Consider the following 22,741-nt stretch of genomic DNA (forward strand, 5'->3'; position numbering starts at 1 on the left):
CCTTATGCGTAGACTTCGGCGTCGGCGAGACGCTTGCCCGCCGCATCCTTGGCCGCGAGCAGCGGCTCGAAGTCGACCGGCCATTCGATGCCGATCGCCGGATCGTTCCACACGATGCTGCGCTCGTGCTCGGGGAACCAGTAATCCGTGGTCTTGTAGAGGAACTGCGCGGACTCCGACACCACGACGAAGCCGTGCGCGAAACCGGGCGGCACCCACAGTTGCCGATGGTTCTCGACCGACAGCGTCACGCCGACCCACTTGCCGAAGTTCGGCGAGCTCTTGCGGATGTCGACGGCGACGTCGAACACCTCGCCCTCGACCACCCGCACGAGCTTGCCCTGCGCATGCTGGATCTGATAGTGCAGACCGCGCAACACGCCGCGGGCCGAACGCGAGTGATTGTCCTGCACGAACTCGACGCCCGGCTCGACCTTCTCGGCGAATTCGAGCGCATTGAAGCTTTCGAAGAAGAAGCCGCGCGCATCGCCGAACACCTTAGGCTCGATGATCTTGACTTCGGGCAGCGCGGTTGCGGTTACCTGGATGGCCATGCGACGTGATCCGTGAGAATGTTTTGCAGGTATTGCCCGTAGGCATTCTTCGCGAGCGGTTTGGCGAGCGCGAGCAGTTGCTCGCCGTCGATCCACTGACGCCGGTACGCGATCTCTTCCGGACACGCGACCACCAGACCCTGGCGCTTCTGCAGCGTCGCGATGAAGGTCGCGGCTTCGATCAGCGAATCGTGCGTGCCGGTGTCGAGCCACGCATAACCACGGCCCATGATCTCGACGTTGAGCGCCGCGTTCGCGAGGTAGCGCGAGTTCACGTCGGTGATTTCGAGCTCGCCGCGCGCGGACGGCTTGATATCCGCGGCGATGTCGCAGACCTGCTTGTCGTAGAAGTACAGACCCGTGACCGCGTAGTTCGAACGCGGTTTCGCGGGCTTTTCCTCGATCGACAACGCGCGGAACTGCTTGTCGAATTCGACCACGCCGTAGCGCTCCGGATCCTGCACGTGATATGCGAACACGGTAGCGCCGTCGGTTTGATCGTCGGCGCGTTCGAGTTGCTTCGCCAGATCGTGACCGTAGAAGATGTTGTCGCCGAGAATCAGCGCCGACGGATCGTTGTTCACGAACTCGCGGCCGATGATGAACGCCTGCGCGAGCCCATCCGGCGACGGCTGCACCGCGTACTGGATGTTCATGCCCCACTGGCTGCCGTCGCCGAGCATCGCCTCGAAGCGCGGCGTGTCCTGCGGCGTGGAGATGATCAGCACATCGCGAATGCCCGCCACCATCAGCGTGGACAGCGGGTAGTAGATCATCGGCTTGTCGTACACCGGCAGCAGCTGCTTGGAGACGACGTGCGTGATCGGATACAGGCGGGTGCCGGAGCCGCCCGCGAGAATAATGCCTTTGCGCGCCATTGCCGTGCCTTTACGCGCGCTGCGCGTAGTTGGTCTCGACCCACTTCCGGTATTCGCCCGAAGCGACTTCGTCAGACCATGCCTGATTGCTCAGATACCACTGAACCGTCCTGGCGAGACCCGTCTCGAACGTTTCCGCCGGCTTCCAGCCGAGTTCGCGCTCGAGCTTGCGGGCATCGATTGCGTAACGGCGGTCGTGACCCGGACGATCCTTCACGTAGGTGATCTGGTCGCGATACGAGCCGGCCGCCTTCGGACGCTGCTGGTCGAGCAGGTCGCACAGCGTGTGCACGACCTCGAGATTCTTCTTCTCGTTCCAGCCGCCGACGTTGTACGTTTCACCCGGCGTGCCGCGCGCGAGCACTTCACGGATCGCGCTGCAGTGGTCGCCGACGTACAGCCAGTCGCGCACGTTCTGGCCGTCGCCATACACCGGCAGCGGCTTGCCGCCGAGCGCGTTGGCGATCATCAGCGGAATCAGCTTTTCGGGGAACTGGTACGGGCCGTAGTTGTTCGAGCAATTGGTGGTCAGCACCGGCAGGCCATACGTATGATGGTAGGCGCGCACGAGGTGATCCGAGCCGGCCTTGGTCGCCGAATAGGGGCTATTCGGCGCGTAGGGCGTGGTTTCGGAGAATTGCGGATCGGTTGCGGACAGCGAGCCGAACACTTCGTCGGTCGACACGTGCAGGAAGCGGAACGCGGCGCGTTCCGCCTCGCCGAGCGTGTTCCAGTAGCTGCGGGTCGCTTCGAGCAGCGTGAAAGTGCCGACCACGTTGGTTTGCACGAAATCGGCCGGACCGTGAATCGAGCGATCCACATGGCTCTCGGCCGCGAAATGCAGCACGGCGCGTGGCTTGTGTTCGGCCAGCAGCGCGTCGAGCGCGGCGCGGTCGCAGATGTCGACGCGCGCGAAAATGTGTTTGGGATTGCCCTGTAGCGACTTCAGCGTGCCCAGGTTGCCGGCGTAGGTCAGCTTGTCTACGTTGAGCACCGCTTCGTCCGACGCATTCAGCCAGTCGAGCACGAAATTAGCGCCGATAAAGCCGGCGCCGCCCGTTACCAGGATCATGTAATTCCCTTGTCGATGATGGTGACAGGCAGCCAAGAGCTTGCGACCTGCTCACCCCGTATGATGGCGTTGGTTTCTCTAGCCGTCTGTCGCGCCCACGGAGAGTGGACACTCAGACACCAATTTTATGAAACCCCAATTATAAAGCTGCCCGGTGCAAAAACTAGAACCCTAACAACTTGAAACAGCTTGACAAAATAGTTACCGACGCGAATCGATTTTCGACTGCCGCCAGAATGGAACGCGCGCGCTCACGGCCCGCGAGCGCAGGGACAAGCCGGCTGGCACTTCCGTAGAGGGGTGGCGGAACGAGAAAACTTGCTGGGAAAACCTGATTTGAGCAGCCCAATGCAAGGCCACGGCAGACGGAGGAGAGACCGATGGACGGGATCCAGTCCGTCAGGACACGAGCATCCAGCGCAAAGTGTCGACGAAAGGGATGGACTCGACGCTCGGCACCAGCGAGTGCAACTTGGCCGGCGATCCGGCCAGCATCTTCACGTCCGTTTGCCGGACGAATTCGGCATTAGCGTGGATTTCCAGCTCATGGCCCGTCAGTTCGCTCGCCGACGACACGATGTCGCGCACGGTATAAGGCGTGCCCGAGCAGACGTTGACCGTCTCCGCCGCAGCGTCGGAATCGAGCAGCGCTTCGTACACGCTCGCCACGTATCGCACATCGGAAAAATCGCGCGCCACATCGATATTGCCCAGCTGGATAGACGGCTCACGGCCCGTGAAATGCTCGACGATTTTCGGCACGAGGAAATTCGAGCTCTGCCCGCGGCCCGTATAGTTGAACGGCCGTACGATCAGGATCGGCAACCGGTCGAACCAGGCATGCACCATTTTTTCCATCGCCGCCTTGCTCGCCGCGTAGTGATTGACTGGCCGCAGCGGGAAAGTTTCGTCGATCGCGTCGCTGGCCACGTTGCCGTAGACGTTGGCGCTGCTCGCAATCAGCAGCTTGCTCGGGGTATGGCCCACTTGCACGCAGGCTTCCAGCAGATTTCGCGTGCCCATCACGTTCACGCGGTAAAAGTCCAGAGGCTCGTCATGGCCGACGAAGCTGATCGCGGCCAGATGCACGATGTAATCGGGTCGCACCCGATCGATCACACGCCGGCACGCGTCGTGCGACGTAATGTCGAGGTACAGCCGCGTCGAAGTTTCCGGCTCGTCGTGGACGTCCGTCGTCTCGATCACGGTATGGCCACCAGCGCGCAATTTTTCGACCAGGTAACGGCCAGTGAAACCGTTCGCACCGGTCACCAGAGTGCGGGCGAGTGGCGCCGCCTGAAAAAAGGGCATGCTTGCTTCTTCCACGGGAGATCGTCCTGTTGTAGTGCAACATCGCCGGATCTGCAGGCTTACGGCTGCGCTAGACCAGCGGCCGTGGTATCGGTACTTCGAACGGATGGATATTATGTCACCCTGGGATGTTGCACCGCCAAAACGCAGCACGCCCGTCGCTTACGGCAAATTTCGAACTTTTCCGCTTCGCCCGATGACGCCCTTCGCCCTTCCCGATGTGTCCCCTTTGGTTCCGCTCGCCTTCGGCGATCTGCAAGGCTGCCGCGCACCGTTTCAGCAACTGCTGGCCAAAGCCGCGCCGCCGGACGGCACCCCGCTGTGGTTCGCCGGTGATCTGATCAACCGCGGCCCCGACTCGCTCGACACCTTGCGCGACGTGATCGCGCTCGGGGAGCGCGCGGTGCCGGTGCTCGGCAATCACGATCTGCATCTGCTGTCGGTGTCGGCGGGGATTCGCAAGTCGAAGAAAGGCGACACGATCGAACAGATCCTCGCCGCGCCCGACGCCGCCGATCTGCTCGAGTGGATACGCCACCGGCCGCTCGCGCATTTCGACAACGGCATGCTGATGGTGCATGCGGGCGTGCTGCCGCAATGGGATGCGACGCTCACGCTCGAACTCGCCGACGAGTTGCAACGCGCGCTGCGGGCGCCGAACTGGAAAGAAACGCTGGCCGGCCTGTACGGCAACGAGCCGAACCGCTGGAAGCCGGGCCTGAAGGGTATCGAGCGTCTGCGCGTCACGTGCAGCGCGTTGACGCGCTTGCGCTTCTGCACGGCCGATGGGGTGATGGATTTCAGCAGCAGCGGCACGCTCGACTCCGCGCCGAGCGGCTGTATCCCGTGGTTCGACGCGCCGTCGCGCCAGACCGCGGACGTGACCGTCGTGTTCGGTCATTGGGCCGCGCTGGGCCTGATGCTGCGCGACAACCTGATCGGCCTCGATTCGGGCTGCGTGTGGGGGGAAAAGCTATCGGCGGTACGGCTCGCGGTCAATCCCGCGGAGCGGACGTTGACGCAGGTCGATTGCGATTCCTGCCGCGTGCCGCACGACGGCAACTAAACAGAAGACGCTGGCGCTGCCCGGCGGCGCCACCGCTCAAGCCGAGCGGCGCGGCTGATCGACGGGCTCGATCAGCGTTTGCGCCGCCGCAGCAGCGTCACCCGACGACGCCGCAGCCACCACGTCGCCCTCTTGCGCGACCGTCCCCGCCACCGCGTTACCGGCCTGCATCTCGCGCAGCACGCTCGCCACAACTTGCTGGGCCTGCGCCGCAAGCACCCGCCGGTCGGCGTCCGACGCGAGCGGTGCGCCCACGTACACGTGCGCGGTCAGCGGACCGCCACGCAACAGCATATCGAGCGAGTCGGACAACGACAGATCGTCGATATACGCGGGTGCCGTCGACTGTCGGCCGTGCGCGTCCTCGTACATGATGCACAGCGGCTGCACCGGCACACCGGCCGACACCGCTGCCTGGAACATGTTCGCGTGAAACGGCAGCAACTCGAGCCCGTTCGACGTCGTGCCTTCGGGGAACACGCACATCAGCTCGCCCGCCCCGAGCCGGGCGGCGAGTTCGTGCATGATGCGCTTCGCGTCGCTGCGCTTCTCGCGCTGGATGAACACCGTGTCGAGCTGCTGCGCGAGCCAGCCGACCACCGGCCATTGCCGGATCTCCGCCTTCGACACGAACGGCGTCGGCCGCCATGCGTTGATCACGTAGATGTCGATCCACGAGATGTGATTGGCGACGACGAGCGTGCCACGATCGAGCCGCGCCGCATCGTTGTGCACGACGAGGCGCATGCCGCACAGCCGCAGCATCTTCAGCGACCACGCGCGATTGAGCGCGTGACGCCGCTCGGCGCTCGCGTTCGGAAAGCGCGTCGCGACGGTCCACATGCCGTGCAGCAGATGCGTGATCAGACGGACCTTGCGTAACGCGAGCTTCATGGGCGGAGCTTTCCTTGACTGGACCGAAACGATACCGCTCAGCGCTGCTCGTAGGCGAGCTGCCCGGACACGACGGTCGCGCGCACCTGGGCCGGCAGCTCGTAGCCGAGGAACGGCGTGTTGTGCCCCTGGCTCTTCAGCGCACGCGGCTCGACGCGCCAGTGAGCGTGACGGTCGAACACGCACAGGTCGGCCACCGCGCCGACCGCGATGCGGCCGGCCGCTTCGAGGCCGAGCACCTGCGCCGGCGCCGCGGTGATGCGATTGAGCGCGGTCGCGAGCGGCACGCCCGCGTCGTCGGCCCACTTCACCGTCAGCGACAGGAACAGTTCGAGGCCGGTCGCGCCGGGCGTCGCTTCGGCGAACGGCAGCAGCTTTTCGTCGTCGTCGACCGGCGTGTGCGCGGAGCAGATCGCGTCGATGGTGCCGTCGACGAGGCCCGCGCGGATCGCTTCGCGATCGCGCTGCTGACGCAGCGGCGGATCGAGCCGGAACTGCGAGTCGAAATAACCGATGTCGAGGTCGATCAGATGCACGTGATTCACGGTGACGTCGCACGACACCGGCAGGCCTTCGGCCTTCGCCGCGCGCACGAGCGCCACGCCAGCCGCCGACGACACGTGCGAAACATGCACGCGCGCGCCGGTCACTCGCACGAGTTCGAAGATCGTATGCAGCGCGATCGTTTCAGCGGCCACCGGCACGCCCGACAATCCGAGCCGCGACGCGAGCGCACCGCTCGCGGCGACGCCGCCCTTGCCGAGGTACGCATCGACGGGACGCAGCCACACGGTGAAGCCATAGGTCTTCGCGTATTGCAGCGCGCGCATCGTCACCTGAGTGTCGACGATCGGCGTGTCGGCCTGCGAAAAGCCGATGCAGCCCGCTTCGGTCAGCCCGACCATCTCGGTGATGACCTGCCCTTTGAGACCGACCGTCAGCGCACCGAGCGGGTACACGTGCGCCTGATTCAGATTGCGCGCGCGGAACCTCAGCATCTCGACGAGGCCCGGCTCGTCGAGCGTCGGATCGGTGTCCGGCAGGCAGACCAGGCTCGTCACGCCGCCCGCGACCGCCGCGGCCATTTCCGATTTGAGCGTCGCCTTGTGCTCATAGCCCGGCTCGCGCAATCTCGCGCACAGGTCGACGAGACCCGGCGCGACGAAGAGGCCCTTCGCGTCGATCGTGCGCTCCGCCTGGAAGCCGGCCGGCGCCTGGCCGAGGGCGGCGATCTTGCCCGCCTCGATAAAAATGTCCTGCCGCTGTTCGGTGCCCGCTGCCGGATCGATCAGCGTGCCGCCTTGAATATGCATCTTCATGCGCTGCCTTTGTTAAACCTTGGTTCAGCCTGTGCTTCGGCTTCCTGATCAGTCGTTCAGTCGTTGTTGCCCGCGACGATCCCCATCACCGCCATGCGCACCGCGATACCGAACGTGACCTGATTCAGGATCACCGATTGCGGGCCGTCCGCAACCTGCGAGTCGATCTCGACGCCGCGGTTCATCGGGCCGGGGTGCATCACGATCGCATCGGGGGCGGCGAGCGCGAGACGCTCGGGCGTCAGCCCCCAGCTCTTGAAGTACTCCTGCGACGACGGCAGCAATGCGCCGCTCATGCGTTCGTTCTGCAGGCGCAGCATGATGATCACGTCGACGTCCTTCAGGCCTTCGTCGAGGTTGTGGAACACGCGCACGCCCATCTGTTCGAGGCCGCCCGGCAGCAGCGTGCGCGGACCGATCGCGCGCACTTCGGGCACGCCGAGCGTGGTCAGCGCATGAATGTCCGAGCGCGCGACGCGCGAATGCAGGATGTCGCCGACGATCGCCACACGCAGCTTCGTGAAATCCTTCTTGTAGTGGCGGATCGTGTACATGTCGAGCAGACCCTGCGTCGGGTGCGCGTGACGGCCGTCGCCGGCGTTGATCACGTGCACGTGCGGCGCGCAGTGCTGCGCAATCAGGAACGGCGCACCGCTCGACGCGTGACGCACGACGAACAGATCCGCGTGCATCGCCGACAGATTGTTGATCGTGTCGAGCAGCGATTCGCCCTTGCTCGTCGACGACGCGTTGATGTTCAGGTTCAGCACGTCGGCCGACAGCCGCGTGGCCGCGATCTCGAACGTGGTGCGCGTGCGCGTCGAGTTTTCGAAGAACAGATTGAACACCGACTTGCCGCGCAGCAGCGGCACCTTCTTCACTTCGCGATCGGTCACGCTGACGAACTGGTCGGCGGTCTCGAGAATGTGATTGACGATGGCCTTCGGCAGCCCCTCGATCGACAGCAGATGTTTGAGCTCGCCATTTTTCGTGAGCTGCGGATTGCCCTTCAGGAAGCCGTAGCGAAAGCGCTCGGAGGCGCTAGCGGAGGAATCTTGCGGAGCCTGGGTGGCGGTGTTCATGATGTACCTGCTTCAAATACGGGCTTCAACGTGATCGAGGTTGCGTCGACACGCCGCTCGCGCGCGTTTCAATCGACGCGTGCTTCAGTGTGAAAAGAGAACCGCTGGCCGCCCGCGCCGTCGTCTTCGTGGGCCAGCACGAGCGTGGCGTCGGCCGGCACGTCGACCATGCCGCCGACGAAGCGCGCCGCCACCGGCAACTCGCGTCCGCCGCGATCGGCGAGCACCGCGAGTTCGACCGAGGCCGGCCGGCCATAGTCGTACAGCTCGTTCACCGCCGCGCGGATCGTGCGGCCGGTGTACAGCACGTCGTCGACCAGCACGATGCGACGGCCGTCGACCGCGAACGGCAGCGAGGTCGGGCTCGCCTGCGCGTGCAGTCCTTTCTTCGCGTAGTCGTCGCGATGCAGCGCGACGTTCACCACGCCGAAGCTCGCCAGCTTCAGGTCGTGCGCGAGGCGCTCGGCGAGCCACGCGCCGCCCCTATGGATGCCGGCGAGTACCGCCGCTTCCGCATCGTCTTGCGAGGCGACAAGCTGATCGCCATACGCCGCGCGAATCTGGTCGAGCAACGCGCGATACAACGCTTCGGCGTCAATGGAACTCATGATTGTCGGAAAGTCCGTCTAGATATTGCTGGAGGATGATGCTTGCGGCTTCGGCATCGAGCATGTCGGCGCGGGCGTTGCCGGCGCGGATTTCCGCCTCGGCCTCGACCGACGAGTAGCGCTCGTCGACCCACGTGACCGGCAGATTGAAGCGGCCGTTCAGCTGGTTGCCGAAGCGCTTCGCGAGTTGCGTGCGCTCGTGCGGCGTGCCGTCGGGGTGCATCGGCAAGCCGACCACCAGCGCATCGGGTTTCCATTCGGCGATCAGCTTGCCGAGCGCTTCGAAGCGGTAATCCTTGCTGCGGTTCTGCACGACGACGAGCGGCCGCGCGCGACGCGTGAGCGAATTGCCGACCGCCACGCCGATGCGTTTCTCGCCATAGTCGAACGCAAGCAGCGTCGCCTCACGTCCGGCCGGCAGATTCATGCGCGGCCCCTCATGCGTGCCCGGCCTCGCCCGACAGCATCGACAGCGACACGCCGAGCAGCGCGAGCGCCGCTTCGAGACGATCTTCGGCCGGCACGTCGAAGACGATCTTCGGATCGGCCTCGACGGTCAGCCAGCCGTTCTTGGAGATCTCATCCTCGAGCTGACCGGCGCCCCAGCCAGCGTGACCGAGCGTCAGCAGAAAGCGCTCCGGACCGGTGCCGCTCGCGACGGCCTCGAGCACGTCTTTCGACGTGGTCATTTCGAGCCCGCCCGGCACCGACATCGACGACGTGTATGAGTTACCGCCTTTCGGATCGTGCAGCACGAAGCCGCGCTCGGTTTGCACCGGGCCGCCGAAATACACGGGAACATGGAGAAGCGGTTCGATCTCGAGCTTCAGATCGATGCGATTGAAGAGCGCCTGCAGGTCGATATCGGTCGGCCGGTTGATCACGAGGCCGAGCGCGCCGCGCTCACTGTGATCGCAAAGGTAGACCACCGTTCCTGAAAACGTCGGATCGGCCATGTTCGGCATGGCGATCAGGAACTGGTTGGTCAGATTGATGCGATCGGTACTCTTGGACATAGTTCGGATTTTAGCAAAGACGATGCGGGATGGCGGGGCTGCTTTGAGCATTGCCGCACGTTGCGGTTGCACGCTGCGTGCCGCGCCATCGACGCCGGTTCAAGTTGCACTCTATCACGCGCGCGACTCGTGCCATGCCGCGATCAGGCGCCGAAACACCGCGTACAACGGCAGGTTCGGCGCGCCTCGCGCAGCGGCGAGATTGTGACTTGTCACAATGGGATTCAGCGGGTCCGGCGCGCGTCAGTCGAGGCGTTGCGGATGCAATTCGCGCGCCACCTCGCGCGTCTGGTTCGAGCCGGCTTGCGCTTCACGCGCCGCCCTGCTCGATCGCGCGGGTGAGGGCGGCGAGCGCCGCCTGGTTGAAGCTGCGGCCCGCCGGCCCAACGCCCGCGGCGACCTTGTGCAGCGTCGCGCGCAAGGCCTCGGCGGCCTGTTCGAGCGTGTCGGCCGGCGGCGCGCCGACGATCACGTGCGCGCGCACCGCCGGCGTGGCGACGCCCGCATGCGCGCGACGCCGCCACGCGAGACCGAGCGCGTCGGCGAGCAGCGCCACGTGGCCGAGGCCGAGCGCGCAGGCGGCCGAGCCGAGCCGGTAGGCGGCGTCACCCGCCTGCAGCGCTTCGCCAGGATCGGCTTTCTCCGGCTGATCAGCTGCGCGGGCATGTGCGGCGAGCGCCTCGATCGACGCGTCGGCGGTCTGCAGAAAGTCCTCGTACGCGTTTGCGTTGACGCTCAGCACGCCGAGATCGCGCGTGTGCGGCAGCGCCTGCGCCTCGCGCGCACCGGCCTCCCACAGCGCCTCCGACGACTGCGTGCCGGCCACGTGCCAGCCGACGGTCAAGCCGTAGTCGTGCAGCACTTCGACCTGGTCGGCGTCTTGCGCGGCCGCGCCGAACAGCGCGTAGTCGCGCCACAGCAGCGCGAGCGTCGCGCGCACCAGCGAACGCGGCGCGCGCTCGATGCCGCGCGCGTGATCCGCGAGCGCCAGGTTGCAGCGCGCGTAGAAGCGCCGCGCGTCGACATCGCGGATCGCGTGGCCGCGCGCGCGCAGCGCCTGCGCGCAGGCGCGTGCGAGCCGCCAGAAGTCGTAGGGATCAGGGCCGGCGAGTTCGGCGAAGACGGCGTCGAGCTCGTCGAGCGCGGCGTTCGTGACCGCCAGCGCCACCGCGCTGCCCGTGTCGGCCTGCGAGCGCAGCACCGGCAGCAAGGCGCGCTCGTAGCGCGCCCGCTGATGTGCAAGCTGATCGGCCGATTGCGCGTGGAGCGAAGCCGGCGGCACCGGCCGCGCGCACAACGCGAGGTCTTCGAACGCGACGGCGGAGCCCGGCGTAGGTTCGACGAGTTGCGCGCACAGCTCGCGATAGTGGTTGAACAGCGTCGGCGAGCAGCTGAGCTCGCGCAGATTGTGACGTTCGAGCGCCGTGCGGAAGTCGCGCAGCGCCGCGCCGAACACTGGCCGCGCGCTGTCCGCTTCGGCCGGCTCGCCGCTCGCGAGCGGCGAGAGCCGCACGAGCGCGTCGGCGAAACGCTGCGCGCTGAGCCAGCCCGCCGTGCGCAAAGCATGCGACGCGCGCAGCAGCGCGGCACCGCTCTCGTTGCGCTGCTCGAACGCGAGGGACGCCTCGGCGAGCGCGAGTTCCGCAGGGCGGACCGCGCCGCCGCGCGGATTCGGCAGTGCATCGATGGAAAGGGGTGCTGCGGATCGAAGAGTCATGGGCAGGCGACACGAAGCTGACGGGGCCGTCGCTTCGCGCCGCGTGCTGAGTGAGCGGCCAACGCGCGAACCGGCGACAGGACAATGACAGACTACCGTTGCGACACGACGCGTCCGACGATGTTCCGCGCCGGCGCGCTCAGACAGGCGCCGGGCGCGCCGGACGCATCAAGCGATTGCAGCAGTTACGCGGTGGATGACACCGCAGACTTTCGGGAGCGAAGCTCAGGGTTCAGGTTCGGGACCGAACCTCGGGCCCGGTGTTGGGGCCAAAGCTTCAGGCGTACCGCACGAACCCGTCAGAGCGCGGCGCCGGAACCATCGATCAAGCGACGCAAACGACCGACGCCGTCGGCTTGCCGAACCTCAGATCTGGACCATTTCGAAGTCTTCCTTGCGCGCCCCGCACTCCGGACACGTCCAGTTGATGGGCACGTCCTCCCAGCGCGTGCCCGGCGCAATGCCTTCGTCGGGCAAGCCGGCCTCTTCGTCGTAAATCCAGCCGCAAATCAGGCACATCCAGCTTTGATATTCCATTCTTTTGTCGCGTCGTTGAGTCCGTGGAAGCGGGAGCCATGATGGTACCGTGTTGCCGCCCCCATGCCTAGCAATCGAAAACGCGCAATCGTAGCGTGGACCGGCCTTCGGCGGTGCGCCCGCATGCCGCGCAGGCACCGCTTGCGACGTCATGCCACGCGATAGCGGCGACCCGGCAAACGGTAGAGCGCGCCCTCGGTCAAGCTCGCGGCGCCAGCGCGGCAACCTCAAAACGATCCGCGACGGCCCACCCGATCAGCGGGCCGCGAGGCAGCCTCGAACGGGCCCTGCCGCGCGAAAAAACGCCCTCTGCGCGGTTTAGGCCGCATAATTGAGCCAATTGCGCACTTTGCGCCGAAATCCTGCTTTCCTTATCCATTTTCATGCCCAGCGACACGCCTCCGATCGTCCTCACCTTCGGCCTCTCCGATCCCACCGGCGGCTCCGGCCTGCAGGCGGACCTGATGACACTTGCCAGCATGGGCTGCCACGGCGTTTCCGTGCTCACGGGCTATACCGTGCGCGACTCGGCGAGCTGCGACGAAGTCACCGGGCTCGACCCCGAAGTCGTCGCAACGCAGGCGCGGATGCTGCTCGAGGACATGCCGATCGCCGCATTCAAGGTCGGCGCGTGCACGCGCGCCGAAGTGGTGAGCGCGATCGCGGAAGTCGTCGCCGACTACGACGACATCCCGCTGATCCTCGCCCCGGACTTCACGCTCGACGACGAACACGTGCTCGCCGCCGACGAACTGCGCGAAGCGATCGCCGATCTGCTCGCGCCGCAAACCACGCTGCTGGTCGCCGACTCGGCCACCCTGCTCGCGCTCGCGCAGCCCGACGGCGACGCGGAGGCGCCGAGCCTCGACGCGGCGATCTCGCACCTGTTGTCGCAGGGCTGCGAGTACATTCTGTCGACCGAAACCGGCACGCATCGGCTCGTCAACACCCTCTTCAGCGAAGACGGCCAGGTGCGTCAGGACATGTGGGACCGCGTGCCGCATCGGCTGACGGGCCTGACCGATACGCTCGGCGCGGCAATCGCGGCGTTGCTGGCCAACGGCCAGGAGCCGGCGGAAGCGGTGCGCGAAAGCCAGGAGTACCTGTATCAGGCGGTGCGCAATGCATTCCGGCCAGGCATGGGGGCGTACATGCCCGATCGCTTCTTCTGGGCGCGCAGCAGCGACGACGACGAAACGCCGCCCGCGCAAGGCAAGGGCGCGGCGCCAGGGGAAGCGCGGCACTGACCGCGCCATTCACCGGTATTGACTAAAAACCCGCGTCCAGGCGGGTTTTTTTCATTCAACGTCTTTTTCGCGATTTCCGCGAATTTTCATTCGATTTATCGGTAAATGAATAACGCAATTCGAATTTCGCTATCGATACTGCCGCGGCCCGTGCATATCGTGAGTTTTGTAGTTTATCTATTTCGCATGAGAGCATGAATTTTGCTTTGGGGCCAATGTAACCGGACGTTCTACGGCGTAATCAAACGTTACAACGTCGATGACTCGCTTTGTCTAGACTTAACGAATTCTTAACAATCCATATGTCCCCACATGTCTTTACCTACCTTTTTCATCCATCTACCGAAATGCGGCGGGTCGACCGTCATTTCGTGTTTTGATTTGAATAAAGGGAATGATCAATTCATTAGTTTTGTCTGGGATCAGGATGGCTGGGGAAACTGTCGCGCAAAGCTGCTCGAGACTCATGTCGGTGGCGGCCATCAACCGTACGGCATTCATCGGGTGATCAAACATCCGGTCAACTACTGCACGATCCTGCGCGATCCGCTCGCACGCCAGATCTCGCACTACCGGTATGCGGCGAACGGCAAGAACGGCGAGGTCACGCGCGGCGTCAGCGTATCGACGCCGGAGGCGCTGGCGCAGCAAGGCGTGCTGTCGCTCGACGAGTGGGTCCGCGAATCGATCGGCGGCCGGAACCTGTTCGTGCAGATGCTGAGCGGCGAGCCGGTGGTCAACGAAGCGAGTCTCTCCATCGCGCGAATCCATTTGCGCGAGCAGATCGGCACCGTCGGCGTTTGCGAGGACATCAGCGAATTCCTGCTGCGGCTCTGCGGTTCGACCGGGATGAAATTGCCGTTCTATTTCGAAACGAATCGCACCAATGGCACGCCGCAAGGCAACGGGCACATCAGCGACGCGGCCAGACAAAAGTTCATCGAGGACAACAGCTTTGATTACGAGCTGTTCCGCGACGCGAGCCGGATCGTCGAAGCCTATGCTAAAGAAACCGGCGAGGTCTTTTCGAATGCGCTCGAATTGGTCCGCGTGATTCAGTCCGAAATCAATCGGCTCGAGAATCCGCACGTCTACACCTCGCCGGTTTTCGGCTTCGACGGCTCATTCCTGTCGCGCGTGCATGAGGTGATCCGCCGCTTCGATCTGACGCCGATCGACACTTATCTGCAGTTCGCGCAAAGCCGCCAGCGTCGTCCGGTCGACCTGTTCGACGGCTTCGTCGACACCGTGCAGGATGGCGTTGTGTACGGCTGGGCCGTCAATCTGAGCCAGCCGGAGCGGCAGGTACCGCTGGAGGTGCGGGTCGATGGGCAAATCGTCGCGACTGGCCACAGCGGCGACCCGCGGCCCGATGTAGCGAGTGCCGGTTATCGGAATTCGCACAGCGGATTTTCGATTGCGCTGCCAGACGGGAATCGGGAAGGCTTTCGCGTTACCATCGCCGATTCCACCGAAAGCCTGCACAACGCAGGGACGTGGCGGCAAGGCTGGCACTGCGAGTAAGCTGGAAGAATCAGGAGAACTTATCCATGAAAGAGCCGCCGAGCTTCGTACAACGCTTCCACGGCAATATCGGGGTGCAGGACCGCATACGCCTGTTCGATCAGACGCCCGCCACGATCTGGCTGACCGGCCTGTCCGGCGCCGGCAAATCGACGCTCGCGTTCGCGCTCGAGGAGCAGTTGATCGCGCTCGGTCATGCCTGCTATGTGCTCGACGGCGACAACGTTCGCCACGGTCTGGCGAGCGACCTGGGCTTCGGGCGCGACGACCGGCGCGAAAACATCCGCCGCGTCGCTCATGTCGCCCAGTTGATGAACGACGCCGGCCTGATCGTGATTACCGCACTGATTTCGCCGATCCGCGAAGACCGGGCGATGGCGCGCGAAATCATCGGCCCCGACAAGTTCGTCGAGACCTTCGTGTCCGCCCCGCTCGCCACCTGCGCGAGCCGCGATCCCAAAGGTCTTTACGCGAAAGCGAGGTCTGGCGAGATCAGCTCGTTCACGGGCGTATCGGCACCCTATGAGGCGCCGATCGATCCGGACCTGCACGTCGACACCGGCACGCTGAGCCCCACGGAAAGCGTCGCGCAGATCTTCCAATACCTGCGCGAAAAGTGTCTCGGAACCTCGACTCATCGTTTGGTTCACACGGCAGGCGCCTGATCCGCACGAAGCATTTCCGCAAGCACCCGCCGATCTTCACATCGCACCGGCTCCAAACGAAAAAACCCGCATAAGCGGGTTTTTTCGTTTGGGAATACGCCTCGCGGCGCACTCCCGGCAGGGACTTCCAGCCGGGCCTCGTCCGTGACCCAGCCGCGGTGGTTCAACCACGCGGCCGGACCACGAGGCCCGAGCGGAATTACATGTCCATGCCCATGCCGCCCATGCCGCCGGGCATGCCGCCAGGCATCGGAGCATCTTCCTTCGGCAGTTCGCAGACAGCTGCGTCGGTCGTCAGCAGCAGGCCAGCGACCGAAGCTGCGTTTTGCAGCGCCGTGCGCGTCACCTTCGTCGGGTCCACGACACCTGCGTCGACCAGGTCGACGTACTCGCCGGTCGCCGCGTTGTAGCCGTAGTTGCCGTTGCCAGCAGAAACCGCTGCCACCACGACGCTCGCTTCTTCGCCACCGTTGGTGACGATCTGGCGCAGCGGCTCTTCCATTGCGCGCAGAACGATCTTGATACCTGCGTCCTGATCGGCGTTAGCGCCCTTCAGGCCAGCGATCGCCGTACGTGCACGGATCAGCGCGACGCCACCACCAGCGACGATGCCTTCTTCCACAGCTGCGCGCGTTGCGTGCAGTGCGTCTTCGACACGTGCCTTCTTTTCCTTCATTTCGACTTCGGTCGCAGCACCGACCTTGATCACCGCAACGCCACCTGCCAGCTTGGCAACGCGCTCTTGCAGCTTTTCACGGTCGTAGTCCGAGGTCGCTTCTTCGATCTGCTTGCGCACTTGCTTGACGCGAGCTTCGATGTTCGCTGCTTCGCCAGCGCCGTCGATGATCGTGGTGTTTTCCTTGCCCACTTCGATGCGCTTCGCCTGGCCCAGTTCAGCCAGCGTAGCCTTCTCGAGCGTGAGGCCGGTTTCTTCGGCGACGACCTGACCGCCGGTCAGGATCGCGATGTCTTCCAGCATCGCCTTACGACGATCGCCGAAGCCCGGAGCCTTGACGGCGACGGTCTTCAGGATGCCGCGGATGTTGTTGACGACCAGCGTTGCGAGCGCTTCGCCTTCGACGTCTTCAGCGATGATCAGCAGCGGACGGCCAGCCTTCGCGACTTGCTCGAGCACCGGCAGCAGATCACGGATGTTCGACACCTTCTTGTCGTGCAGCAGCACGAACGGGTTGTCCAGAACGGCGACTTGCTTGTCCGGGTTGTTGATGAAGTACGGCGACAGGTAGCCGCGGTCGAATTGCATACCTTCGACGACGTCCAGCTCGTCTTGCAGCGACTTGCCGTCTTCGACGGTGATCACGCCTTCCTTGCCGACCTTGTCCATCGCTTCAGCGATACGATCGCCGATCGACGAATCGCTGTTCGCCGAGATCGCGCCGACCTGAGCGATTTCCTTGTTGGTCGTGCACGGCTTGCTGATCTTGCGCAGTTCTTCGATTGCGGCTGCAACAGCCTTGTCGATGCCGCGCTTCAGGTCCATCGGGTTCATGCCCGATGCAACGTACTTCATGCCTTCGCGGACGATCGATTGCGCGAGAACCGTAGCGGTCGTCGTGCCGTCGCCTGCGTTGTCGCTGGTCTTGGAAGCAACTTCCTTGACCATTTGCGCGCCCATGTTCTGGAGCTTGTCTTTCAGTTCGATCTCTTTAGCGACCGACACACCGTCCTTGGTGACCGTCGGACCGCCGAAGCTGCGCTCGAGGACCACGTTGCGGCCCTTCGGACCCAGCGTGACCTTTACAGCGTTGGCGAGAATGTTCACGCCTTCGACCATCTTGGCACGGGCGGAATCACCGAATACGACGTCTTTAGCTGCCATCTTCTAACTCCTTGAATACTGTGGATATAACCGGGGAAGTAGCGACCTTGCGCTTACTTCTGCACCACGGCCATGATGTCTTCTTCGCGCATCACCAGCAGTTCGTTGCCGTCGACCTTGACGGTCTGGCCTGCGTACTTGCCGAACAGGACGCGGTCACCGACCTTCACGTCGAGCGCAATGGCTGCGCCCTTGTCGTCGCGCTTGCCCGGGCCGACTGCGAGGATTTCACCTTGATCCGGCTTTTCCGCTGCGGCTTCGGGGATCACGATGCCCGACGCGGTCTTGGTTTCTTGATCCAGACGCTTGACGATCACGCGATCATGCAAAGGACGAAGGTTCATACATACTCCTCTCTGATTGAGACTGAAGAACGCTGAGAAAACCCGGCTGGCCGAGCCAACCGGAGATGTTGTTAGCACTCTCGTGCAGCGAGTGCTAATTATATGGACGGGTGGTGACAAATTCAAGAAGTGGGGAGCAGCGCCGCCGCGGGCGGGGTTTTGCCACGGCCGCCGCGGCACGGGCGCCGCGGCGCAGCGGTGAGCGCCACAGGCGAATTCGAGCAAAAACAATCACTTGCAGCGCGATTCAAGGCTTGCAGCCACGCTGCGCGGGAGCGATATGGCAGCCAAATCTCAGCCACGCGCCGCAATCGATACCACCGAATCCGCTATTCCCAGGGAATACCCTCGGCCGATTGAGCATAAGGTCGCAAGGTGCAGAAGTCTCCGACACCGACCGGCTCGTCCCGTTCAACTCACTTCGGCGCTGGCGGGTGCAGCGCATTGCCCGCCATCCACTTGAGCCGTTCGCAGTTGACCTTCATGCGCGCCGCGAATTCCTTCGGATCGCGCTCGCGCAGCGCGTTCATCTGGCTATTGATGTTGTCCGCGCGATGCCAGCCCGCGTCCCAGTGCTGATCGAAATTGGTCGCACCGGTCAGCACCTTCCGGAGTCGCTCCTTATAGGCGCCGATGCGCTCGGGCGACACGTCGCAAAACGCCTGCGCGAAGTTCGCGCGCTCGCCCGCCGTCTCCGCGCTCATGTTGGCGTCGCTCGCGCCGCCCGCCAGCGGCGCAGCGAGCGACAGCATCGACAGACAGAGCGCTGCGCAAAGCGGCCGATAGCGATACGATAGGTTCTTCATCTTCGACTCCTGACGATCCTTCGTGGCGGCCAGGGATTGTCCCGATTCTTCAACGCGGGTTCGCCAATTGTGTCCTGATTGCACTGCACGATGGCGTTTTCGCGCGCTATCCGATGCGTCGCATCGCGACTAGCGAGTGTTACGCTCGTTGGACCAGCCTTCGATAGCCTGACCGGCAGCGCGCCGGCAAAAGGCAGACCACGAAAGTGCTCAAGGACAACACTAACAATCGGCGAAACATCGCTGCGGGAGTGACTGCGATGCCATCTAAAACATATACCGTACTAACGCTGTTGGTGACGAGCAGTGCCGCGTTCGCGTGGCAGCCACTCACCTATCCGATGCGTAGTCAGAGCCCCTATGAGCGCGGTGTCGACAACGCGATGTGCTACGCGGAAGCGAGCCGCGTCAGCAAGGTCGACATCCGTCGCGAGCCGCAGATCCCTGTGCGCCCAACGCCGGTAGCGAAAGGCTCGTCGACGGGCGCGCCGTCGAAGCCGCCTCTACCACCCAGTTCCTTCTCCGCCACACCACTGCCGTACGCCGCGGCAAGCATGCCGGACGGTGCCAGCATGCCGGCCGGCGCGAGCATGCCGATCGCGGGCGCGCCCACCGGCGCTTCGTCGGCAAACGCGACGGACGCGGCCATCGCTGCCGCCGCCGCCGCTGGTGCGCGTGCCTCGGCCACCGCAGGAGCAGCAGGTGCGTCAACAGCAAAGACTACTGCGGCCGCAGGCGCGAGCGAAGCAATCGGCGCGTCGGCGGCATCGGACGCAGCGTTGCAGGCCAACGCGGCATCCGACGTCAAGCTGCCGCCGCTGCCCGCGCCCGAGCCGCCGATGACGCGCTATTGGGCCGCCTACGCCGCGTGCATGCAGGCGCGAGGGTACGCCGTCGCGCAGTAATTCACTGCTTGCGAGTCTCGTTGCCGTTTCGTGTTTCTTTGACCGAGGCGTCGTCATAAGACGCCCGTTAGGGGCCGGCCATGTCCACGGATATCACTGCCAATCAGCAAGATCCCCGACGCTGCGATAACTGCGGTGCGCCTCTGGCCGGCCGCTTCTCGCCTTGTCTTGCGTGCCATTCGGTCGCGCTCGACGCGTTCGGTGCAGATGCGGTCAAACTGCCGCCGCGCAGAATCTGGCAGCCGTCGCCGGGCACGCTCGTCTATCCCTACGATTCGATCGACGAAGCCGAGTTGGTCGCGAAAGCCAAACGGCGCTCACGCGGCCGCATCGCGCTGGCCGTGTCGGTGTTGGCGGTGAGTTCCGCTGTGTATCTGGCCTGCATTCACGGCGACGAGTTGCGCTTGGGTGTGCCGCTCGCGTCTACCGGCCTCGTGTCCGCACAAAACGGCAAGGCCCCCGCTGCGGCTGCCGGCGACTCCGGGGCAGCAGGCAAACAATTGCTGCCGAGCGGCGTCGCGCAGCAGCAACAGCAGACAGCCGACGTGGCGCAACGCGTTGCGTCGGTCCCGTCCTCGCCGGCTACTCCAGTTTCCCCACCGGCCGCATCGACACCCGAGCAGCGCCAGGCCGTGACGACAACGCCAGATGCCGCGCGAGTCACCGCCACTCAGCCGACTGACACGAACGATAAGCTGCGCGTCGATACCCGGCCGAGCGGCAGCTCGCAGCAGCCGCCCGCTGAGATCGCGCAGCAGCCCGCTCCGGTCCGGTCCTCGCCCGTTACAGCCCCGGCCGCATTGCCGCCGGAGCAACACCGCATCGCGTCGACAGCACCGAATGCCGCGCGCGTGACTGTCGCTCCGCCGGTTGACGCCGAAGATAAACTGCGCACGGCCGCGTCGCCGACCGCCGTCGAGCAACACCTCGCATCGGTCCGGCCCTCGCCAGTTACACCACCGACCGCATCACCCCTCGAGCAACCTCGCGTCGCGTCGACAACGCCGGATGCCGCGCGCGCGACTACCGATCACCCGCTAAGCGCGCAAAATAAACTGCGCGCCGATGCTCCGCCGAGCGCCTCCGCGCAGCAGCAACCCGCCACCGTCGACCAACGCCTCGCATCGGTTCGGCCTGCAGCGCCCACACCGCCGGCCGCATCTCCACCCGAGCAACACCGCATCGCGTCGACAACGCCGGATACCGCGCGCGCCACTGTCAATCAGCCGATTGGCGCGCAAAACAATCCGCGCACCGATGCTCGGCCGAGCGCCTCCGCGCAGCAACAACCCGCCATCGTCACGCAACGCCTCGCCTCGGTTCGGCCTGCAGCGCCCACGCCGCCGGCCGCATCTCCACCCGAGCAACACCGCATCGCGTCGACAACGCCGGATACCGCGCGCGCCACTGTCAATCAGCCGATTGGCGCGCAAAACAATCCGCGCGCCGATGCTCGGCCGAGCGCCTCCGCGCAGCAACAACCCGCCATCGTCACGCAACGCCTCGCGTCGGTTCGGCCTGCAGCACCCACGCCACCGGCCGCGTCGCCATCCGGGCAGCGCTTGATCGCGTCGACAACGCCGGATGCGTCGCGCGCCATCGCACCGCAGCCGATTAGCGCTGAAGATCAACGACGCGCCGATGCGGCCAGGTATCTGAAAGCGGCACGTGTCAGTCTGAAGGCGAACAATCTGTCGGTCGCGAAATCGCGGATCGCCGCGGCCCTCGCCGTCCAACCAGACAACCGCGACGCACTGCGCCTGCGCTCCACGGTGCATACGCTCGAACAGCAGCGCGATGCGCTACTCAGCCTCGCGCGCGGCTGCCGTTCCATCGACCACCTGGACTGCACGTCGCGCAACGCTGGCATCGCGCTGCAAATCGATTCGAGTAGCAAGGATGCACGGCGTCTGGCGACACGGGCCGAGCGCGAATCCGCACTGCAGATCGTGTCGTCAGCCGACGACGTGACCCAGCCAATGCCCCAGGTGCGCTACCTGCATCATTGAGGTTGCGCCCGCAAGCGGCGAGCGACGCGCGAAGCCCATGCATGCGCGTCGCAACGTAGTGCCGGGGGAAGCTGGCGAGAAACCACGGACCTTTCTATAAGGCAGGCGCAATCGCGCAAACAAAAAACGCGCGCCCGTAACCGTCGGCGACAAGCCGACGGTTACGGGCGCGCAGCGCATCACCTCAGCCGGCCGCCATACCGCCGGCCGCCAGATGATGGCAGTTACTCGTGATGCTCCAGTGCAGTAAATCCAGCCAGCGTGACGAGTGCGTCGCGGCGTGCGATCTGGTAGTCCGAGCGCACCATTTCCTTGACCAGTTGATCGAACGACGTGGTCGGCTTCCAGCCCAGCCGCGCATGCGCCTTCGACGGATCGCCCAGCAGCGTTTCGACTTCGGCCGGACGGAAATAGCGCGGATCGACCCGCAAGATCACGTCGCCGGGCGACACCTTGATCTCCCGCCCTTCGACCTTTTCGACGATGCCGACTTCATCCACGCCGCTGCCTTCGAAGCGTACGGTGATGCCGAGTTCAGCAGCCGCCTTCTGAACGAACTGACGCACGCTGTATTGCTCGCCGGTAGCGATCACGAAATCCTCCGGCTGGTCCTGCTGAAGCATCATCCATTGCATTTCCACGTAATCGCGGGCGTGGCCCCAGTCGCGCAGCGCCGACAGATTGCCGAGATACAGCATCTTCTGGGTGCCCACCGCAATACGCGCGATCGCGCGCGTGATCTTGCGCGTCACGAAGGTCTCGCCGCGCACCGGCGATTCGTGATTGAACAGGATGCCATTGCACGCGTAGAACCCGTAAGCCTCGCGATAGTTGACCGTGGTCCAGTAGGCGAACAGCTTGGCGACCGCATACGGGCTGCGCGGATAGAACGGCGTGTTCTCGTTCTGGGGCACCTGCTGAACGAGCCCATAGAGTTCCGACGTGGACGCCTGATAAAAGCGCGTTTTCTGCTGCATGCCGAGAATTCTGATCGCTTCGAGAATGCGCAACGTGCCAAGACCGTCGGTGTTGGCCGTGTATTCGGGCTCCTCGAACGACACGGCGACATGGCTCTGAGCCGCGAGGTTGTAGATTTCGTCCGGCTCGACGCGCTGGATCACGCGCAGCAGGCTGGTCGAGTCGGTCAGATCGGCGTGGTCCAGAAAGAGTCGTTGCTCCGGTTCATGCGGATCGCGGTACAGATGATCGATCCGGTCCGTGTTGAACAGGGACACCCTGCGTTTGATGCCGTGTACGATGTAGTCCTTGGCGAGCAGCAACTCGGCCAGGTATGAGCCGTCCTGTCCCGTAATGCCGGTGATCAGCGCAACCTTGCGTTTCATCGAA

The 22,741-nt window shown here is 64.5% G+C and carries 22 protein-coding genes; 6 read left to right on the forward strand and 16 right to left on the reverse strand.

Translation table 11 applies throughout. The features are described 5' to 3' along the window. Window positions 1–2: 2 nt before the first annotated feature. From rfbC to EVC45_RS04685, 4 genes are all read right to left on the reverse strand, one after another. The gene (rfbC, locus tag EVC45_RS04670) at window positions 3–554 is read right to left on the reverse strand and encodes a dTDP-4-dehydrorhamnose 3,5-epimerase (protein WP_129956867.1); all 552 of its coding nucleotides are present in this window, start codon (window positions 552–554) and stop codon (window positions 3–5) included. Next, entirely contained in the window at window positions 539–1,432 is an 894-nt protein-coding gene (gene rfbA, locus EVC45_RS04675; RefSeq protein WP_129956868.1) for a glucose-1-phosphate thymidylyltransferase RfbA, read from the reverse strand. The genes rfbC and rfbA overlap by 16 nt, the downstream gene beginning before the upstream one ends. 10 nt (window positions 1,433–1,442) lie before the next feature. Beyond that, entirely contained in the window at window positions 1,443–2,504 is a 1,062-nt protein-coding gene (gene rfbB / locus EVC45_RS04680) for a dTDP-glucose 4,6-dehydratase (protein WP_129956869.1), read from the reverse strand. 399 nt (window positions 2,505–2,903) lie between these two features. Next, a complete protein-coding gene (locus EVC45_RS04685; RefSeq protein WP_129956870.1) occupies window positions 2,904–3,815 on the reverse strand; it encodes a GDP-mannose 4,6-dehydratase in 912 nt (303 codons plus the stop codon). A gap of 196 nt (window positions 3,816–4,011) precedes the next feature. Between EVC45_RS04685 and EVC45_RS04690 the strand changes: the two genes are divergently transcribed. Continuing rightward, window positions 4,012–4,881 (forward strand): symmetrical bis(5'-nucleosyl)-tetraphosphatase, encoded by an 870-nt coding sequence (locus tag EVC45_RS04690; protein WP_129956871.1) that lies wholly within the window; start codon window positions 4,012–4,014, stop codon window positions 4,879–4,881. Window positions 4,882–4,917: 36 nt separating this feature from the next. Here the strand turns inward: EVC45_RS04690 and EVC45_RS04695 are convergent, their stop codons facing one another. From EVC45_RS04695 to EVC45_RS04730, 8 genes are all read right to left on the reverse strand, one after another. Further along, window positions 4,918–5,775, reverse strand: a complete 858-nt coding sequence (locus EVC45_RS04695) for a 1-acyl-sn-glycerol-3-phosphate acyltransferase (protein ID WP_129956872.1) — start codon at window positions 5,773–5,775, stop codon at window positions 4,918–4,920. Window positions 5,776–5,813: 38 nt separating this feature from the next. Further along, complete coding sequence (locus EVC45_RS04700) at window positions 5,814–7,094, reverse strand: dihydroorotase (RefSeq protein WP_129956873.1); 1,281 nt, start codon at window positions 7,092–7,094, stop codon at window positions 5,814–5,816. Between the two features lie 56 nt (window positions 7,095–7,150). Then, window positions 7,151–8,176, reverse strand: coding sequence for an aspartate carbamoyltransferase catalytic subunit (locus EVC45_RS04705; RefSeq protein ID WP_008920711.1), 1,026 nt, complete (start codon window positions 8,174–8,176; stop codon window positions 7,151–7,153). Between the two features lie 68 nt (window positions 8,177–8,244). After that, window positions 8,245–8,784, reverse strand: a complete 540-nt coding sequence (gene pyrR / locus EVC45_RS04710) for a bifunctional pyr operon transcriptional regulator/uracil phosphoribosyltransferase PyrR (protein WP_129956874.1) — start codon at window positions 8,782–8,784, stop codon at window positions 8,245–8,247. Then, window positions 8,771–9,211, reverse strand: a complete 441-nt coding sequence (gene ruvX / locus EVC45_RS04715) for a Holliday junction resolvase RuvX (protein WP_129956875.1) — start codon at window positions 9,209–9,211, stop codon at window positions 8,771–8,773. The genes pyrR and ruvX overlap by 14 nt, the downstream gene beginning before the upstream one ends. A gap of 10 nt (window positions 9,212–9,221) precedes the next feature. Continuing rightward, window positions 9,222–9,800 (reverse strand): YqgE/AlgH family protein, encoded by a 579-nt coding sequence (locus tag EVC45_RS04720; protein WP_129956876.1) that lies wholly within the window; start codon window positions 9,798–9,800, stop codon window positions 9,222–9,224. Window positions 9,801–10,110: 310 nt separating this feature from the next. Beyond that, window positions 10,111–11,517, reverse strand: a complete 1,407-nt coding sequence (locus EVC45_RS04725; protein ID WP_129956877.1) for a hypothetical protein — start codon at window positions 11,515–11,517, stop codon at window positions 10,111–10,113. Between the two features lie 366 nt (window positions 11,518–11,883). After that, complete coding sequence (locus EVC45_RS04730) at window positions 11,884–12,054, reverse strand: rubredoxin (protein WP_006047743.1); 171 nt, start codon at window positions 12,052–12,054, stop codon at window positions 11,884–11,886. A 383-nt stretch (window positions 12,055–12,437) separates the two neighbouring features. On the opposite strand from EVC45_RS04730, the gene EVC45_RS04735 reads away from it, so the two are divergent. From EVC45_RS04735 to cysC, 3 genes are all read left to right on the forward strand, one after another. Continuing rightward, the gene (locus tag EVC45_RS04735; protein ID WP_129956878.1) at window positions 12,438–13,301 is read left to right on the forward strand and encodes a hydroxymethylpyrimidine/phosphomethylpyrimidine kinase; all 864 of its coding nucleotides are present in this window, start codon (window positions 12,438–12,440) and stop codon (window positions 13,299–13,301) included. Between the two features lie 312 nt (window positions 13,302–13,613). Next, window positions 13,614–14,825, forward strand: coding sequence for a sulfotransferase family 2 domain-containing protein (locus EVC45_RS04740; RefSeq protein ID WP_129956879.1), 1,212 nt, complete (start codon window positions 13,614–13,616; stop codon window positions 14,823–14,825). A gap of 26 nt (window positions 14,826–14,851) precedes the next feature. Next, window positions 14,852–15,490: an adenylyl-sulfate kinase gene (gene cysC, locus EVC45_RS04745; RefSeq protein ID WP_129956880.1), complete on the forward strand. Its 639-nt coding sequence runs from the start codon at window positions 14,852–14,854 to the stop codon at window positions 15,488–15,490. Between the two features lie 199 nt (window positions 15,491–15,689). Here the strand turns inward: cysC and groL are convergent, their stop codons facing one another. From groL to EVC45_RS04760, 3 genes are all read right to left on the reverse strand, one after another. Next, the gene (gene groL / locus EVC45_RS04750) at window positions 15,690–17,330 is read right to left on the reverse strand and encodes a chaperonin GroEL (protein WP_129956881.1); all 1,641 of its coding nucleotides are present in this window, start codon (window positions 17,328–17,330) and stop codon (window positions 15,690–15,692) included. A gap of 53 nt (window positions 17,331–17,383) precedes the next feature. After that, complete coding sequence (gene groES / locus EVC45_RS04755) at window positions 17,384–17,674, reverse strand: co-chaperone GroES (RefSeq protein ID WP_008923887.1); 291 nt, start codon at window positions 17,672–17,674, stop codon at window positions 17,384–17,386. Between the two features lie 416 nt (window positions 17,675–18,090). Continuing rightward, window positions 18,091–18,480 carry a hypothetical protein gene (locus EVC45_RS04760; protein WP_129956882.1) on the reverse strand — a complete coding sequence of 130 codons (390 nt, stop codon included), beginning with the start codon at window positions 18,478–18,480 and terminating at the stop codon, window positions 18,091–18,093. A 260-nt stretch (window positions 18,481–18,740) separates the two neighbouring features. Here EVC45_RS04760 and EVC45_RS04765 point away from each other — a divergent pair, with 260 nt between their 5' ends. Both EVC45_RS04765 and EVC45_RS04770 read left to right on the forward strand, forming a co-directional pair. Beyond that, window positions 18,741–19,385 carry a hypothetical protein gene (locus EVC45_RS04765; RefSeq protein WP_129956883.1) on the forward strand — a complete coding sequence of 215 codons (645 nt, stop codon included), beginning with the start codon at window positions 18,741–18,743 and terminating at the stop codon, window positions 19,383–19,385. 80 nt (window positions 19,386–19,465) lie between these two features. After that, on the forward strand, window positions 19,466–21,394 hold the full coding sequence (locus tag EVC45_RS04770; protein ID WP_129956884.1) for a hypothetical protein: 1,929 nt from the start codon (window positions 19,466–19,468) through the stop codon (window positions 21,392–21,394). 224 nt (window positions 21,395–21,618) lie between these two features. Here the strand turns inward: EVC45_RS04770 and gmd are convergent, their stop codons facing one another. Beyond that, window positions 21,619–22,737 (reverse strand): GDP-mannose 4,6-dehydratase, encoded by a 1,119-nt coding sequence (gene gmd / locus EVC45_RS04775; protein WP_129956885.1) that lies wholly within the window; start codon window positions 22,735–22,737, stop codon window positions 21,619–21,621. Between the last annotated feature and the right edge of the window lie 4 nt (window positions 22,738–22,741).

It is taken from the genome of Paraburkholderia sp. UYCP14C (assembly GCF_004197395.1).
Taxonomy (GTDB): Bacteria; Pseudomonadota; Gammaproteobacteria; order Burkholderiales; family Burkholderiaceae; genus Paraburkholderia.